We start from the raw sequence: 12,965 nt of genomic DNA on the forward strand, positions 1-12,965 counted from the left end.
CGTGCCGAAATGGCGGAATTGGCAGACGCGCATGGTTCAGGTCCATGTACTCGCAAGGGTGTGGAGGTTCGAGTCCTCTTTTCGGCACCATCAAGTTCTGTAAGGAACGTCAGAAGCGCGATGCGAAAGCATCGCGCTTCTGCTTTTTGCAGAATTTGCAGCCTTCTTTCTGGCCGGGTTTAGCATTAGAACAGCCATGACGCATCTTGATCGCATTCTTGTTCAGACCCGTATCGCACTTTCGCAACGGCGGTCGCCCGACCGTTTGCGTGAACTGGAACGGATGGCCGCAGACCATACGCCGCGAGGCTTTGCCGCGGCACTGCGGACAGCAGCGAAGACTCGTCCGGCGGTGATTGCGGAGTTGAAGAAAGCTTCGCCCAGCAAGGGATTGATCCGGCCGGAGTTCGACCCGGCATGGCTGGCGCAGTCGCTGGAACGTGGCGGTGCGGCGTGCTTGAGCGTACTGACGGATGAACCGTTCTTTCAAGGATCGCTTCGGAATCTAGAGATTGCTTCGCAATCGGTGAAACTGCCGTGCCTGCGCAAGGACTTTATGGTGGATGAGTTTCAGATTGTCGAAGCGCGTGCGTACCGGGCGGATGCGATTCTGCTGATTGTGGCGGCACTGACCGATGCGGAACTTCGCAAGCTACGCGCGGCTGCAAAGAATGCCGAGCTGGATGTGTTGTGCGAGGTGCATGACCGCGAGGAACTGGCTCGGGCTTTGGACCTGGGATGCGAGATGTTTGGCGTAAACAGCCGCAATCTGCGCACCTTTGAGGTGAACACGGCAGAGGCGGAGAAGCTGGCGGAGTTGTTGCCGACGGACGCAGTGCGTGTGGCCGAGAGCGGTATCGGATCTGCTGCGGATATTCGACGCATGACATCTGCTGGCTATAACGCGTTTCTGATTGGCGAATCGTTGATGCGGAAGGATGATCCGGGCGACGCGCTGGCTGCACTGTTGCAACCGCAGCTTGTCGCGGCGGAGTAAATCCGATGTGGGTGAAAATCTGCGGGAATACGCGGCTGGAAGATTGTCAGCGCGCTGTTGACCTTGGCGCGGATGCTCTGGGGTTCATCTTTGCGCACGGCAAGCGGCTGGTGACGGCGGAGGACGTGCGGACGATTACGTCGCAGCTGCCGGCACATGTGCCCACCTTCGGTGTGTTCACACAAAGTGATCCGGAGTTCATTCTGCACACGGCAGAAGTAGCGGGAATTTCAGGCATTCAGATGCATGGCGTTTTTGATCCTTCGCTGGTGTCGGCCCTGCGTGTGCGTTTTCCGAAGGGCGATTCGCCACGGCTGATCCAGGTAGTGCATTGGGATGTGGATGAGGCTCTGGAACTGCAGCAGGCTCGGCTTCGTGGGGAACTGAACGCGCTGGCAGATACCGGCTTAGTGGATGCTGCATTGATGGACTCGCGCACGAAGCAGGGCAGTGGCGGAACAGGCGTGATGTTTGATTGGGTCGCTGCCGCTGAAGTGGTTCGTGAGTCGCGTTTGCCGGTGATTGCAGCGGGTGGTTTGCGACCGGAGAACGTGGCGGAAGCTGTTCGTGTCCTCAAACCCTGGGGTGTGGATGTTTCCAGTGGTGTGGAAGCTTCGCCTGGCGTGAAGGATCACGCGCGGATGGAGCAGTTTATCCAGGCCGCGCGGAGCGGCTCCGCGGAAAGATAAAAAGATAAAGGGCGAGCGGCCGTCGCCACTCGCCCTGCTTGTCCTCGCCAAAGGACAAAGTTGGACTTCATATTCGCTCTTTTCGGGAGCGAATACAAGTGTTATCTGGGTTCATCCGGATGCGCCGTCTCTTCGCGCTTCTCGATGGACTTATGCTTGCGTACTTTGTTGGCAACGACGCCACCGGTCGCGCCTACACCTGCTCCGACAACTGCCCCTACCGGGCCACCTACAAGTGCGCCTGTAGCTGCGCCACCCGCGGCACTGCCGCCAACGATCTTCGCCTTGTTGTGATGCTTCGCGTCGTGTTCTTCCACCTGGGCTTTGGCATCGGCATGAGATTCCTGCGCCATTACTGCAAAGGGAGCCAACATTCCTGCCACTGCAATCGCTGCTGCCATTTTCTTCATGAACATCGCATCTCTCCCGCGAGGCCGTTTGGGGGACCGGCCAACGCACGTGATGTGGATGGATGGGATCGCTGGCGGGAAGGTTTCCTTTTCAAACCGCGTAATTTCAGGTAGAGTTTTCCCTGATGGTGCGTTCTGTCTATTTTTGGCGATTTACTTTCCGTTACGGGGCAACCCCCGCGGCGCCAATGGAACACGCTCTCTAAGCAATCGCTGCCAAGACAGGGCAGCAGAGTAAGAGACAAAGATTCCCGGAGCCGCGGACCCACTAGGGCCGCGGTTTTTAGTTTTTGAACGCAGAACAGACGTAGAGGGACAGCAAGAGATGCCAGTTGTGGAATCGACAACGGAAGTAAGCCGCTCGCTGGGCGCGGGGCGCTTTGGCGCGTACGGCGGCCGCTATGTGCCGGAGACGCTGATGGCGGCGCTGCTGGAACTGGAACGGGCCTACGTGGAGGCGCGCGACGACGCAGAGTTTCAGGCAGAGCTTGCAGACCTGCTAAAGCATTACGTGGGACGCCCCACACCGCTGTATTACGCAAAGCGTTTGAGCCAGGAGCTTGGCGGGGCGCAGATCTATCTGAAGCGTGAAGACCTGCTGCATACCGGTGCACACAAGATCAACAATGCGCTGGGACAGGGCCTGTTAGCGAAGCGGATGGGCAAGAAGCGCATCATCGCGGAAACGGGCGCGGGGCAGCATGGCGTTGCGACGGCTACAGTCTGCGCGTTGCTTGGCCTTGATTGCGTGATCTACATGGGCGAAGAGGACATGCGTCGGCAGGACCTGAATGTACTGCGAATGCGTCTTCTGGGCGCTGAAGTGCGCGGCGTGTCCGCTGGTTCGGCCACGCTGAAAGATGCCATCAACGAAGCGATGCGTGACTGGGTCACGAACGTCCGGGACACGTTTTACATCCTGGGTTCGGCGCTTGGATCGCATCCGTATCCGACGATGGTGCGCGACTTCCATCGCGTGATCAGCAAGGAAGCGAAGCAGCAGTTTGCCGAGCAGGTGGGCCGTAATCCCGATGTGGTGATTGCGTGCGTGGGCGGCGGATCAAATGCAATCGGTGCGTTCTACGAGTTCATACCGGATGCGAATGTTCGCCTGATTGGTGTTGAGGCTGGCGGTCGCGGTACGGCGCTTGGAGAGCATGCTGCGCGTTTCAGCGGCGGTTTTCCCGGTGTGCTGCAGGGCACGTACAGCTACGTATTGCAGGACGATGCGGGGCAGGTGGCTTCCACGCATTCAGTGAGTGCAGGCCTAGACTATGCCAGCGTTGGCCCGGAACATGCCATGCTGCATGACCAGAAGCGCGCGGAGTATGTCAGCGCTACAGATGATGAAGCCCTGCACGCGGTGAAGGTGCTGGCGCAGACCGAGGGTATTCTGCCTGCGTTGGAGTCTGCACATGCTGTCGCACATGCGATCAAAGTCGCGCCAACCTTGGGTAAAGACAAGATCATCATGATTAACGTGAGTGGTCGCGGCGACAAGGACATGGGCATTTTGGCGAAAGAGATGCAACTGCGCGGAGCTGAAGGGAAGGGTTTGTAAGTGGCGATTGATTTCTCGAACAAGCCTGGACTGGTTGTCTATCTGACTGCAGGTGATCCATCTCTTGATGCGACCTATGACATTGCTCTTGCAGCGATCGACAACGGTGCGCAGGTGCTGGAGCTGGGTGTGCCGTTCAGCGATCCTCTGGCCGATGGGCCGGTAATTCAGCGAGCCAGTGAGCGCGCCGTGGCTCGTGGCGTGCGTTTGAGCGATGTACTGGCGTTGGCGAAGAAGATTCGTGAAGCAAGGCCGCAGGCGGGCATCATCCTGTTTAGCTATCTGAATCCGGTGGTTCGCATGGGCCTACCGGACTTCTGCAAGGCCGCGAAGGACGCGGGTGCTGACGGCGTTCTGCTGACGGACATGATTGTTGAGGAAGCAGGCGAATATCTGGCGGAGATGGCCAAGAATGATCTGGCGCCGGTGTTCCTGGCTGCGCCCACCTCTCCGGACGAGCGTTTGAAGGCCATCGCGGAGCATAGCAAGGGCTTCGTTTATGCCATTTCGCGGGTAGGCATTACGGGGACCCAGGCGCAGGTTGCCTCCGACGCGGAGTCGCTGGTGGCGCGGTTGAAGCAATTCGCGAAGATTCCGGTGGCGGTGGGTTTTGGCATCTCCACGGCGGAGCATGTACGCTCGGTGAGCGAATTTGCGGATGCGGCGATTGTCGGCAGCGCAATTGTGAAGTTGATCGAAGACAGCAAGGCCGGTGAAGAGGCCACAAATGTTGGGAAATTCGTGAAGTCTTTGCGGTCGTAGAAGCGGCCGCGCCGGATAATAGAACACAAGACCAAAAGAGCAGAGGGTAACGATGGAGATTGCAGACTGGCGGCAGAAGATCGACGGTATCGACGAGCAGATCGTCAAGCTCCTGTGCGAGCGCGCAGCGGCAGCCGCAGCCATTGGCGAGTTGAAGTCGCATAGCGGCAGCAACATCTACGAGCCAGAGCGCGAACAGGCCGTTCTGGCACACGTCGCCGCAAGCAACACGGGCGAGATTCCGCAGGCCGAACTGGCCGATATTTACGAACGCATCATGGACGTGATGCGTGGCTTGCAGCGCAAGAAGGCGTAAGCCAAAAGTTAGTGAAGAAAACGAACGATTCTGCCGTGAGAGCCGGCAGGGAAGCGAAGGAACAGCAGCGATGATCGTGGTGATGCAGGGAACCGCCAGCAGGGAGCAGATCCAGGCGGTAATTGAGCAGATGGTGGAGCTCGGCTTCAATGTGCACCGCACCAGCGGTGAAGGTCAGATGATCCTGGCGGGCGTGGGTACGCCGGCAGCTTTTGATGTGGCGGAGTTTCAGGTACTCGCCGGTGTGCAGACGGCGTATCGCATCTCATCGCCGTACAAACTGGCTGGTCGCGGCTTCCGTCCCGAGGGAACGGTCATCACCTTCCCCAACGGCGTGAAGGTGGGCGGCGAAAACGTAACCATCATGGCGGGGCCTTGCTCTGTGGAATCGCGTGAGCAGATTCGCCTATCCGCGCAGCAGGTGAAGGCCGCGGGTGGTCAGTTCCTGCGTGGTGGCGCATACAAGCCGCGTTCTTCGCCGTACAGCTTCCAGGGCATGGGTGTGGAAGGTCTGAAGCTTCTCCGCGAAGTGGGCGATGAGACTGGCCTGCTGGTCATCACGGAAGTGATGGAGATTTCGCAGATTGAAGTGATGCTGCCGTACATCGACTGCTTCCAGGTGGGCGCGCGCAATATGCAGAACTTCAACCTGCTGCGTGAACTAGGCCACGTACGCAAGCCGGTGCTGCTGAAGCGCGGCATCGCGGCGACGATTGAAGAGGTTCTGCTGTCGGCTGAGTACATCCTGTCTGGTGGCAACTATGACCTGATGCTTTGCGAGCGTGGCATCCGCACCTTTGAGACGTTCACGCGCAACACGATGGACATCTCGGCTATCCCGGTGCTGAAGTCGTTGACACACCTGCCGGTATTCGGCGATCCGTCGCACGGCGTGGGCAAGCGCGAGTTCGTACCGCCCATGGCGCTGGCTTCGGTTGCTGCCGGTGCAGACGGTTTGCTGATGGAGATGCACCCGAACCCCGAAAAGGCTATGAGCGATGGCGCTCAGTCGCTGTTCCCGGAGCAACTGGAAAAGCTGGTGGAACAGCTTCGTCAGCTTGCGCCGATCGTGGGACGCACGGTCGCGTAATCCATCGCGCCAGTATGTGCAAAGGCCGTGCTCTTCGGGGCACGGCTTTTGTTCATTGCATGGAACGACGCGCTACACTCAAAACCAACAGGAGACAGCAGTCGTGAGTGAGTGGGTAAAGCTGACCGCATCCGATGGAGTGGAACTGAGCGCGTACGTGTCGCGTCCTGCAGGCGAGCCGAAGGGCGCGCTGGTGGTGGTGCAAGAGATCTTTGGCATCAACGATCACATCCGCGCGGTAACGGATGAGTGGGCAGCCGAGGGATATATGAGCATTGCGCCCGCCATCTTTGACCGCATTGAGAAGGATGTATTTCTCAACTATGACGAAGCAGGTTGGGCGAAGGCAGGCCCGCTTTACCAGAAGCTTGATGTGGCGAAATCTCTGCTGGATGTAGAGGCGGCAGTGGCTTGGCTGCGTACCCAGGCGGATGTGAAGGTGGGCGTTGTGGGTTACTGCTACGGCGGATCAATGGCCTGGGTTACATCGTGCCGGTCGAAGATTGATGCGGCAGTGGGTTATTACGGCGGCCTTATTCCGAGCCTGGTGCAGGAGACGCCGCGCAATCCCATCATGCTGCACTTTGGGGGTGCGGACACGCATATCCCCGCAGAGGCGATTGCAAAGATTCAACTGGCGCATCCAGAAGTGCCGGTGTTCTTGTATCCCGGTGCGGGCCATGCGTTCAATCGGAAGCCCGATCCGAACAGCTACGTGGCGGATGCCGCGGATTTGGCGAAGCGCCGCTCTGTACTCTTCTTTGACGAGCACCTTGCGGCAAAATGAAATCGGTTCTCATCATCGGCACAGGGCTCATCGGTGCATCGGTGGGCCTTGCGCTGCGTAATGCTGGATTTGCCGGTTCCATCACAGGCATTGATGCCAGTGGGGACGAGCTGAAGGCTGCAGAGGCCTCTGGTGCGATTGATCGCGCGGCGCGTTCTGCAGAGGAGCATCGTTCGGCAATTGCTGCGTCTGATGTGATTGTTTTGGCTGTTCCGGTGATGGCGATTCTGCAGTGGATGCAGGGCATCGCGCCTCAATTGCGACCGGGCCAGTTGGTGACGGACGCGGGCTCCACCAAGAGCGAGATCGTGCGCGCGGCAGAACGACTTATGCCTGAGACCTTCCTTCCCGGGCATCCTATGGCAGGCAAGGAGAGCTGCGGCGCGACGTTGGCGGAGGCCTCGCTTTTTCGTGGAGCGACGTGGATTTTCACTCCCATGCATGAGACCACTGCCATTGAAGCTGAGTGGCGCGGATGGGTGGAGAAGTTTGGCGCGAAGCTGCTGGACATGGATGCCGCACGGCACGACGAAATTTGCGCGTGGGTAAGCCACATGCCGCAGATGGTGTCCACGGCGATGTCGGCCATGTTGGAAGACAAGTTTGGCGATTCTCCAGAATTGCGGGCCATTGGCGGCCGCGCTCTCCGTGAGATGACGCGGCTCGGCAGTAGCCCGTTCAGCATGTGGCGTGACATTGCCCACACGAATCAGGAGAACATCGCCGAGACGTTGTTGACGCTGGAGCAGCGACTGCAACACCTGCGCGAGAACCTGAAGACGCCGGAACTGCGCGAAGAGTTCGGGCGCGCCAACGCATTTCGCCGGCAGCTTTAGAAGGATATTGCCAAGCGATTCGTGCAGACGGAGTAGTCGGTTTGCGGGTGCGACTCTATACTGTCAGGAACTCATGGACAATCCCGCGCTTCATAAGCCCAATCTGGACGGATATCTGCTGGATAATGCGTACGACGAAATGTTCGCCGCACCGGGCGAATTGCGGTCGCACTACCAGGTGTTGATGGAGCAATTCTCCTCGTTGCCCCGGGCCGAGGTGGAACGGCGCAAACAGGCTGCGGATCTTTCGTTTCTAAACCAAGGCATCACCTTTACGGTGTATGGCCGTGACGAAGGCACAGAGAAGATCTTTCCCTACGATTTGCTTCCGCGCATGATTACCGCGGCGGAGTGGGCCGTGGTGGAACGCGGGCTTACGCAGCGCATCACCGCGTTGAACCTATTTCTGAAGGACATCTATAACGAAGGCCGCATCCTGTCTGACGGTGTGGTTCCGCGCGAGATTGTGTACAGCTGCAAGCAGTTTCGTCGGCACATGATTGGTTTGCAGGTGCCGCGGAATGTCTATATCTCTGTTACTGGCACGGACCTAATTCGCCTGGAGAATGGTGAGTTTGTCGTGCTGGAGGACAATCTTCGTGTGCCTTCCGGTGTCAGTTACATGCTGACGAATCGGCGCGTCATGAAGCGCATCTTCCCGGTGATGTTTCGCCGCTATAACGTGCGGCCCATCGAGCAATACACGCAATTGTTGCTGAGCACACTGCGTTCGCTTGCTCCGGAAGGCCGGCCGGAGCCGAACATTGTTCTGCTTACTCCTGGTGTATTCAACTCGGCGTATTACGAGCATGCTTACCTCGCGCGTCAGATGGGCATTGAACTTGTGGAAGGACGCGATCTGACCACGCATGACAACGTGGTGTACATGCGCACCACCAGCGGGTTGCGCCGAGTGGATGTGATCTACCGTCGTGTGGACGATGACTTCATTGATCCCATGAGCTTTCGTCCGGATTCCATGCTTGGTGTCGCAGGGCTATTCAACGCGTATCGTGCGGGCAATGTCACGTTGACGAATGCGTTTGGTACAGGTGTGGCAGATGACAAGGCGATGTATGCGTATGTGCCGGATATCATCCGTTACTACCTGTCAGAAGAGCCGGTGTTGAAGAACGTGGAAACGTACCTTTGTGCACGCGATTCTGAACGCTCCCATGTGTTGGCTAATCTCGACAAGATGGTGGTGAAGGCTGTCGGTGAGAGCGGCGGCTATGGCATGTTGATTGGGCCGCAAAGCACGAAGGAGCAACGCGAAGAGTTTGCACGAAAGATTCAGGCTGATCCGCGCAACTACATTGCTCAGCCCACCATTACCTTCAGTCGTGCGCCTTGCCTGTTTGGCGAAGGATTTGAACCCCGTCACGTGGATCTTCGTCCCTATGTCCTGTATGGCGATAAGGTCCGCATTGTTCCCGGCGGATTAACGCGCGTGGCACTGAAGAAAGGTTCGCTGGTGGTGAATAGCAGCCAGGGCGGCGGCAGCAAAGACACCTGGGTATTGAGCCAGTAATAAAGACATTTTCATAAAACAAGAGGCCCACACCGGGCCTTTTGTTGTGTTGCAAACTTACGACTTCTTTATGCCGGATACGGCGGTACCCGTGACACAATGGCGGAGGCGCAACTGCGCAGGGGATTTATCAATGACCGTTACAGTTCAGGAGCCTCCGAGTACGGACGGCCGGCTGCTGTGACGATGCGGATGTAACTGGACTTCGCTTCGTCATGGTTTTCAAGAAACATGACAAGCGTCGTTGCAGCGCCACTCTTTTTCGAAGGTCGCTTCGAACGCATGCTTATCGCGCGTGACGAAAGAAGTTTCGAAATGATCTCCATGTTCCTCGTCTCACGGCTCTTTGCCGCCTCCCTACTTTGTGGCTCGTTTAGCCTGGAAGCGCAGACTGCGGATGTGCCGCAGGCGCCTTCGCCTTCCCCGACGATTTTCCCGCATTCTGACAATGCTCCGTGGTTTGTTGCAGGGCAGTTCAACACCATCCTGCAAGGACATCCTGTGTTTCATTCGCCATACGAAGGCACAAATAGCTTGCGGTCGCGGGGCGAGTACAAAGTCTCCATGGTGGGTACGCTTTATCTGGGGCTGCAGCCCTGGCAAATGCTGGGAAATCACGGAACATCTGCAAAACGATATAACACCGACGTCATTCTAGATGTGGAATCGGCCGGTGGACGCGGAATCAGTCAGGCGTTGGGCCTTGCCGGCTTTACGAATCTGGATGTCGTGCGCAATCCAAACCTGGGATCGAAGCCGTACATCGCACGAGTTGGGATACACCAGACCGTTGGCTTTACAAACGAGATGACGGAGAACCAGCGCGGACCGTATGCATTGGCCACTGAGGTTCCAGTGAGACGGCTGGAACTGCGTGTCGGAAAAATGTCGTCCCCGGATGTGTTCGATATCAATAGCGTGCTGAGCGACAGCCATCTGCAGTTCACGAACTGGAGTATTGATAACAACGGTGCGTGGGATTATGCCGCGGATACGCGTGGATACACCTATGGCGCGGTGGCGGAGTACCAGGATCGCGATTGGGCTGTGCGGTACGGGCTGATGTTGATGCCTACGGTTGCCAATGGCATTGATCTGGATTGGAGTATCAAACGCAGCCGTGGTCAGAACATGGAAGCAGAACTACGCCATGGATGGTTGCCGGGGCATGAAGGTGTGCAGCGCGTACTGGCCTTTGTGAACAATGCGCACATGGGAAGCTATCGTGAGGCGATTGCAGCCTTTCATGACGGTACGGACAGCACACCCGACATCACGAAGCATGAGCATTTTAGTGCCGTGAAGTATGGCTTTGGATACAACTTTGAGCAATCGATCACGAGCAATCTCACGATCGCGGGACGCTTTGGCTGGAATGATGGCGCGACGGAGTCCTACGCCTACACCGAGATTGAGCAGACGGTTACGCTGGGCGGAAGTTACACCGGAAATCAGTGGGGACGTCCCCTCGACAAAGCGGGACTTGCGTTCAGTTCCAACGCGATCAAGCGCGATCATCAGCAGTATCTGGCTGCTGGCGGCCTGGGGTTCATTCTGGGGGACGGAGCGCTGCGTTACGGCCGAGAGAACATCGTCGAGGCTTACTACAACGCGCATGCGTGGCGTGGTCTGTACTTTGCGCCAGGGCTCTCCCATATCAATAATCCGGGATACAACCGCGATCGTGGACCCGTCTGGGTACCATCGCTCCGCGCGCATGTTGACTTTTAGGGGCATTTGAACGCACTCAAGCCAGCGCCCGGTAGGAGCGAAACCGTGTGTTTCATTTTCTGGGGAGGTGGTGGCCAGAGACGGGATCGAACCGCCGACGCCGGCCTTTTCAGGGCCGCGCTCTACCACTGAGCTATCTGGCCTTGGGATATCTGTCGTTTTGCATTGACCGGGGTCCCTTGCTACCCGCCGGTTTTCTGAAGCATGCGGCGCAGAAGATGCGGCGGCCCAGAACGACTTGCTAAGTATACCAAGGCTACGGCGCTGCGCCAAATCTGGTTCCAGCCAGATGGCTCCTCCGCTATGCTTAGGCATCGCGTTTTCCCGCTGCTGTCTGTCTGGCGGCCCATTGTTTTTGTGTAAGGAGTTTCTGCTGCATGACTTTCCTGCCGCGCATTGTCGCGCTTTTGTTGGGTGTTGCTACCTGCGCTAGCCTATCCGTGGCGCAGACGCCGGGTACAGAATCGCGCGTGTCGGCCCGGCTGGAGGCGATCCGTAACAACCCGCCGCAGTTGCGCGCATTTCTGACGCGCATGCCGAAGGGCGGCGATTTGCACATGCATCTTTCGGGCGCGGTCTATGCCGAGACTTTTATTGCAAATGCCGCAACCGATAATCTTTGCGTGGATCCGGTGAAGCTGGTGCTGTCACCGAATGTGGGTACGACACGAAGCCTGCCACCCAAGCCTGTGTGCGCCGAAGGAACGGAGCCTGCCGCCGAGGCCTTCAAGAATCAGGCGTTGTACGACCGCTTGATCGATAGCTTCAGCATGCGTTCGTTTGTGCCGACCTCCGGATGGAGCGGTCACGATCAGTTCTTTGCTACTTTTGGTCGTTTCAGCGGTCTTCGCAAAGAGCATCAGGGCGAGTGGGTGGATGAGGTGGCCACTCGAGCTGCTGCTCAGAATGAGCAGTATTTGGAAATCATGAACACGCCCGACTTCAGTGTCGCCATAAAGTTGGCCGCGGAACAGCACTGGGGCGGCGATCCTGCGAAGATGCGCGAGGCATTGCTGGCGGGTGGTTTGCGCGACAACATCGCCATCGACCGAGCCGATATGGATGCGATAGATCGCACGCGCAATGAACGCGAGCATTGCGGCACGGCACAGGCCACTGTCGCATGCAGCGTGCAGGTGCGTTATCTGTACCAGGTGCTGCGTAGTGGCGAGCCGGAACGTGTGTTTGCGCAGACGTTGCTGGGATTTGAACTGGCCAGTGTGGATCCGCGCATCGTCGGCATTAACTTTGTGCAGCCAGAAGATACGTACCTTTCCATGTCGCAGTATGGAAACCAAATGCTGATGTTGAAGTATCTACGCAGCGTGTATCCGAAGGTGCATCTGTCACTGCATGCAGGCGAGCTGGCTCCGGGGATGGTTCCGCCAGATGGCTTGCGCTTTCATATCCATGATGCAGTGGAAGTTGCTGGTGCGGAACGCATCGGCCATGGTGTGGATCTGATGTTTGAGACGAATTCTGCGTCGCTGCTGAAGACCATGTCGGCAAAACACATCATGGTGGAAGTGAACCTCACCTCGAACGATGGCATCCTCGGCATAAAAGGGAAGGAACATCCGCTGCACAGTTATCTTGCAGCCGGTGTGCCGTTTGCTTTGTCCACGGATGATGAGGGTGTTTCGCGCATCGACCTGACAAATGAATATCTGCGCGCTGTTACCGAGCAGGGACTTACTTATGCGCAGTTAAAGACGAGTGCACGAGCTTCGCTGGAGCATTCGTTCCTCGCAGGCGACAGTTTGTGGAGTGCACAGGATCGCTATACGACGATGCGGAGTGGATGCGTTGCATCGGCGTCCACACCATCTGCATCGTGCAGCACTTTCCTGAAAGGTAGTGATAAGGCTACGCAGCAGTGGGAACTGGAGCGCCGCTTTCATGCGTTCGAATCGGAAATGGTAAAGGAGACGCGATGAAGCATGTGATTGCGGTGCTGTGGCAGACGGGCCTGCTGGTGGTGGCGGCTTTTGTCGGATTTATTGCAGGCATGATCGTTCCATCCATTCGTATCCAGCGTGTGGTGTCGCAGTCGGCTACGCATGTCCGCACGTATGACTTCAACTGGATTCTGGCAGTGCTGGCTGTGTTTATTGTGCTGCTCGTGGTGGGGGCCATCCTGAAACGGTTTCGCGAGGTGGCTATTACGGCGACCATTGCACTGGTGATTACCATTGCAGGACTCGCGCTGTTTACTCAAATTGGCATCAAGGACGTCAGTTTTTCCTAATTCTTTA

14 protein-coding genes and 2 tRNA genes are annotated in these 12,965 nt (G+C 57.5%); 13 read left to right on the forward strand and 3 right to left on the reverse strand.

All coding sequences use genetic code 11. The features are described 5' to 3' along the window. The first annotated feature begins 3 nt into the window (after positions 1-3). The 3 genes from M504_RS14125 to M504_RS14135 all read left to right on the forward strand — a co-directional run bounded on the left by M504_RS14125 (position 4) and on the right by M504_RS14135 (position 1,686). Positions 4-90: transfer RNA gene (locus M504_RS14125), tRNA-Leu, on the forward strand. 106 nt (positions 91-196) lie between these two features. Beyond that, positions 197-997, forward strand: coding sequence for an indole-3-glycerol phosphate synthase TrpC (gene trpC, locus M504_RS14130; RefSeq protein ID WP_047492489.1), 801 nt, complete (start codon positions 197-199; stop codon positions 995-997). 5 nt (positions 998-1,002) lie between these two features. After that, positions 1,003-1,686 carry a phosphoribosylanthranilate isomerase gene (locus M504_RS14135; RefSeq protein WP_047492492.1) on the forward strand — a complete coding sequence of 228 codons (684 nt, stop codon included), beginning with the start codon at positions 1,003-1,005 and terminating at the stop codon, positions 1,684-1,686. Between the two features lie 101 nt (positions 1,687-1,787). On the opposite strand, the gene M504_RS14140 is transcribed toward M504_RS14135, so the two are convergent. Then, positions 1,788-2,102, reverse strand: coding sequence for a hypothetical protein (locus M504_RS14140; RefSeq protein ID WP_047492495.1), 315 nt, complete (start codon positions 2,100-2,102; stop codon positions 1,788-1,790). Positions 2,103-2,421: 319 nt separating this feature from the next. Here M504_RS14140 and trpB point away from each other — a divergent pair, with 319 nt between their 5' ends. The 7 genes from trpB to M504_RS14175 all read left to right on the forward strand — a co-directional run bounded on the left by trpB (position 2,422) and on the right by M504_RS14175 (position 8,979). Continuing rightward, positions 2,422-3,657, forward strand: coding sequence for a tryptophan synthase subunit beta (gene trpB, locus M504_RS14145; protein WP_047492498.1), 1,236 nt, complete (start codon positions 2,422-2,424; stop codon positions 3,655-3,657). After that, entirely contained in the window at positions 3,658-4,419 is a 762-nt protein-coding gene (gene trpA, locus M504_RS14150) for a tryptophan synthase subunit alpha (RefSeq protein ID WP_047492501.1), read from the forward strand. A 52-nt stretch (positions 4,420-4,471) separates the two neighbouring features. Continuing rightward, complete coding sequence (gene pheA, locus M504_RS14155) at positions 4,472-4,735, forward strand: chorismate mutase (RefSeq protein ID WP_047492504.1); 264 nt, start codon at positions 4,472-4,474, stop codon at positions 4,733-4,735. A gap of 70 nt (positions 4,736-4,805) precedes the next feature. Next, entirely contained in the window at positions 4,806-5,825 is a 1,020-nt protein-coding gene (gene aroF / locus M504_RS14160) for a 3-deoxy-7-phosphoheptulonate synthase (protein ID WP_047492507.1), read from the forward strand. A 103-nt stretch (positions 5,826-5,928) separates the two neighbouring features. After that, complete coding sequence (locus M504_RS14165; protein ID WP_047495045.1) at positions 5,929-6,612, forward strand: dienelactone hydrolase family protein; 684 nt, start codon at positions 5,929-5,931, stop codon at positions 6,610-6,612. Next, positions 6,609-7,448 (forward strand): prephenate dehydrogenase, encoded by an 840-nt coding sequence (locus tag M504_RS14170; protein WP_047492510.1) that lies wholly within the window; start codon positions 6,609-6,611, stop codon positions 7,446-7,448. The genes M504_RS14165 and M504_RS14170 overlap by 4 nt, the downstream gene beginning before the upstream one ends. A gap of 115 nt (positions 7,449-7,563) precedes the next feature. Next, entirely contained in the window at positions 7,564-8,979 is a 1,416-nt protein-coding gene (locus tag M504_RS14175; protein ID WP_369792911.1) for a circularly permuted type 2 ATP-grasp protein, read from the forward strand. A 140-nt stretch (positions 8,980-9,119) separates the two neighbouring features. Here the strand turns inward: M504_RS14175 and M504_RS22110 are convergent, their stop codons facing one another. Then, positions 9,120-9,263, reverse strand: a complete 144-nt coding sequence (locus M504_RS22110) for a hypothetical protein (RefSeq protein WP_156993793.1) — start codon at positions 9,261-9,263, stop codon at positions 9,120-9,122. A gap of 31 nt (positions 9,264-9,294) precedes the next feature. Between M504_RS22110 and M504_RS14180 the strand changes: the two genes are divergently transcribed. Next, positions 9,295-10,710: a carbohydrate porin gene (locus tag M504_RS14180; RefSeq protein ID WP_084214434.1), complete on the forward strand. Its 1,416-nt coding sequence runs from the start codon at positions 9,295-9,297 to the stop codon at positions 10,708-10,710. Between the two features lie 68 nt (positions 10,711-10,778). On the opposite strand, the gene M504_RS14185 is transcribed toward M504_RS14180, so the two are convergent. Then, a tRNA-Phe gene (locus M504_RS14185) sits at positions 10,779-10,853 on the reverse strand. A 234-nt stretch (positions 10,854-11,087) separates the two neighbouring features. On the opposite strand from M504_RS14185, the gene M504_RS14190 reads away from it, so the two are divergent. Together M504_RS14190 and M504_RS14195 are read left to right on the forward strand one after the other, a co-directional pair. Next, positions 11,088-12,647, forward strand: a complete 1,560-nt coding sequence (locus M504_RS14190) for an adenosine deaminase (RefSeq protein WP_047492516.1) — start codon at positions 11,088-11,090, stop codon at positions 12,645-12,647. Beyond that, entirely contained in the window at positions 12,644-12,958 is a 315-nt protein-coding gene (locus M504_RS14195; protein WP_047492520.1) for a hypothetical protein, read from the forward strand. Before M504_RS14190 ends, M504_RS14195 begins: the two co-directional genes overlap by 4 nt. Positions 12,959-12,965: the final 7 nt, after the last annotated feature.

Source organism: Terriglobus sp. TAA 43, from assembly GCF_000800015.1.
Lineage (GTDB): Bacteria > Acidobacteriota > Terriglobia > Terriglobales > Acidobacteriaceae > Terriglobus.

What these genes read in the sequence shown, in the direction of transcription:
- trpC (WP_047492489.1), top strand. Translation starts at nt 197, where the DNA reads ATGACGCATCTTGATCGCATTCTTGTTCAGACCCGTATCGCACTTTCG.
- M504_RS14135 (WP_047492492.1), top strand. Translation starts at nt 1,003, where the DNA reads ATGTGGGTGAAAATCTGCGGGAATACGCGGCTGGAAGATTGTCAGCGC.
- M504_RS14140 (WP_047492495.1), bottom strand. Translation starts at nt 2,102, where the DNA reads ATGTTCATGAAGAAAATGGCAGCAGCGATTGCAGTGGCAGGAATGTTG.
- trpB (WP_047492498.1), top strand. Translation starts at nt 2,422, where the DNA reads ATGCCAGTTGTGGAATCGACAACGGAAGTAAGCCGCTCGCTGGGCGCG.
- pheA (WP_047492504.1), top strand. Translation starts at nt 4,472, where the DNA reads ATGGAGATTGCAGACTGGCGGCAGAAGATCGACGGTATCGACGAGCAG.
- aroF (WP_047492507.1), top strand. Translation starts at nt 4,806, where the DNA reads ATGATCGTGGTGATGCAGGGAACCGCCAGCAGGGAGCAGATCCAGGCG.
- M504_RS14170 (WP_047492510.1), top strand. Translation starts at nt 6,609, where the DNA reads ATGAAATCGGTTCTCATCATCGGCACAGGGCTCATCGGTGCATCGGTG.
- M504_RS22110 (WP_156993793.1), bottom strand. Translation starts at nt 9,263, where the DNA reads ATGCGTTCGAAGCGACCTTCGAAAAAGAGTGGCGCTGCAACGACGCTT.
- M504_RS14180 (WP_084214434.1), top strand. Translation starts at nt 9,295, where the DNA reads ATGATCTCCATGTTCCTCGTCTCACGGCTCTTTGCCGCCTCCCTACTT.
- M504_RS14190 (WP_047492516.1), top strand. Translation starts at nt 11,088, where the DNA reads ATGACTTTCCTGCCGCGCATTGTCGCGCTTTTGTTGGGTGTTGCTACC.
- M504_RS14195 (WP_047492520.1), top strand. Translation starts at nt 12,644, where the DNA reads ATGAAGCATGTGATTGCGGTGCTGTGGCAGACGGGCCTGCTGGTGGTG.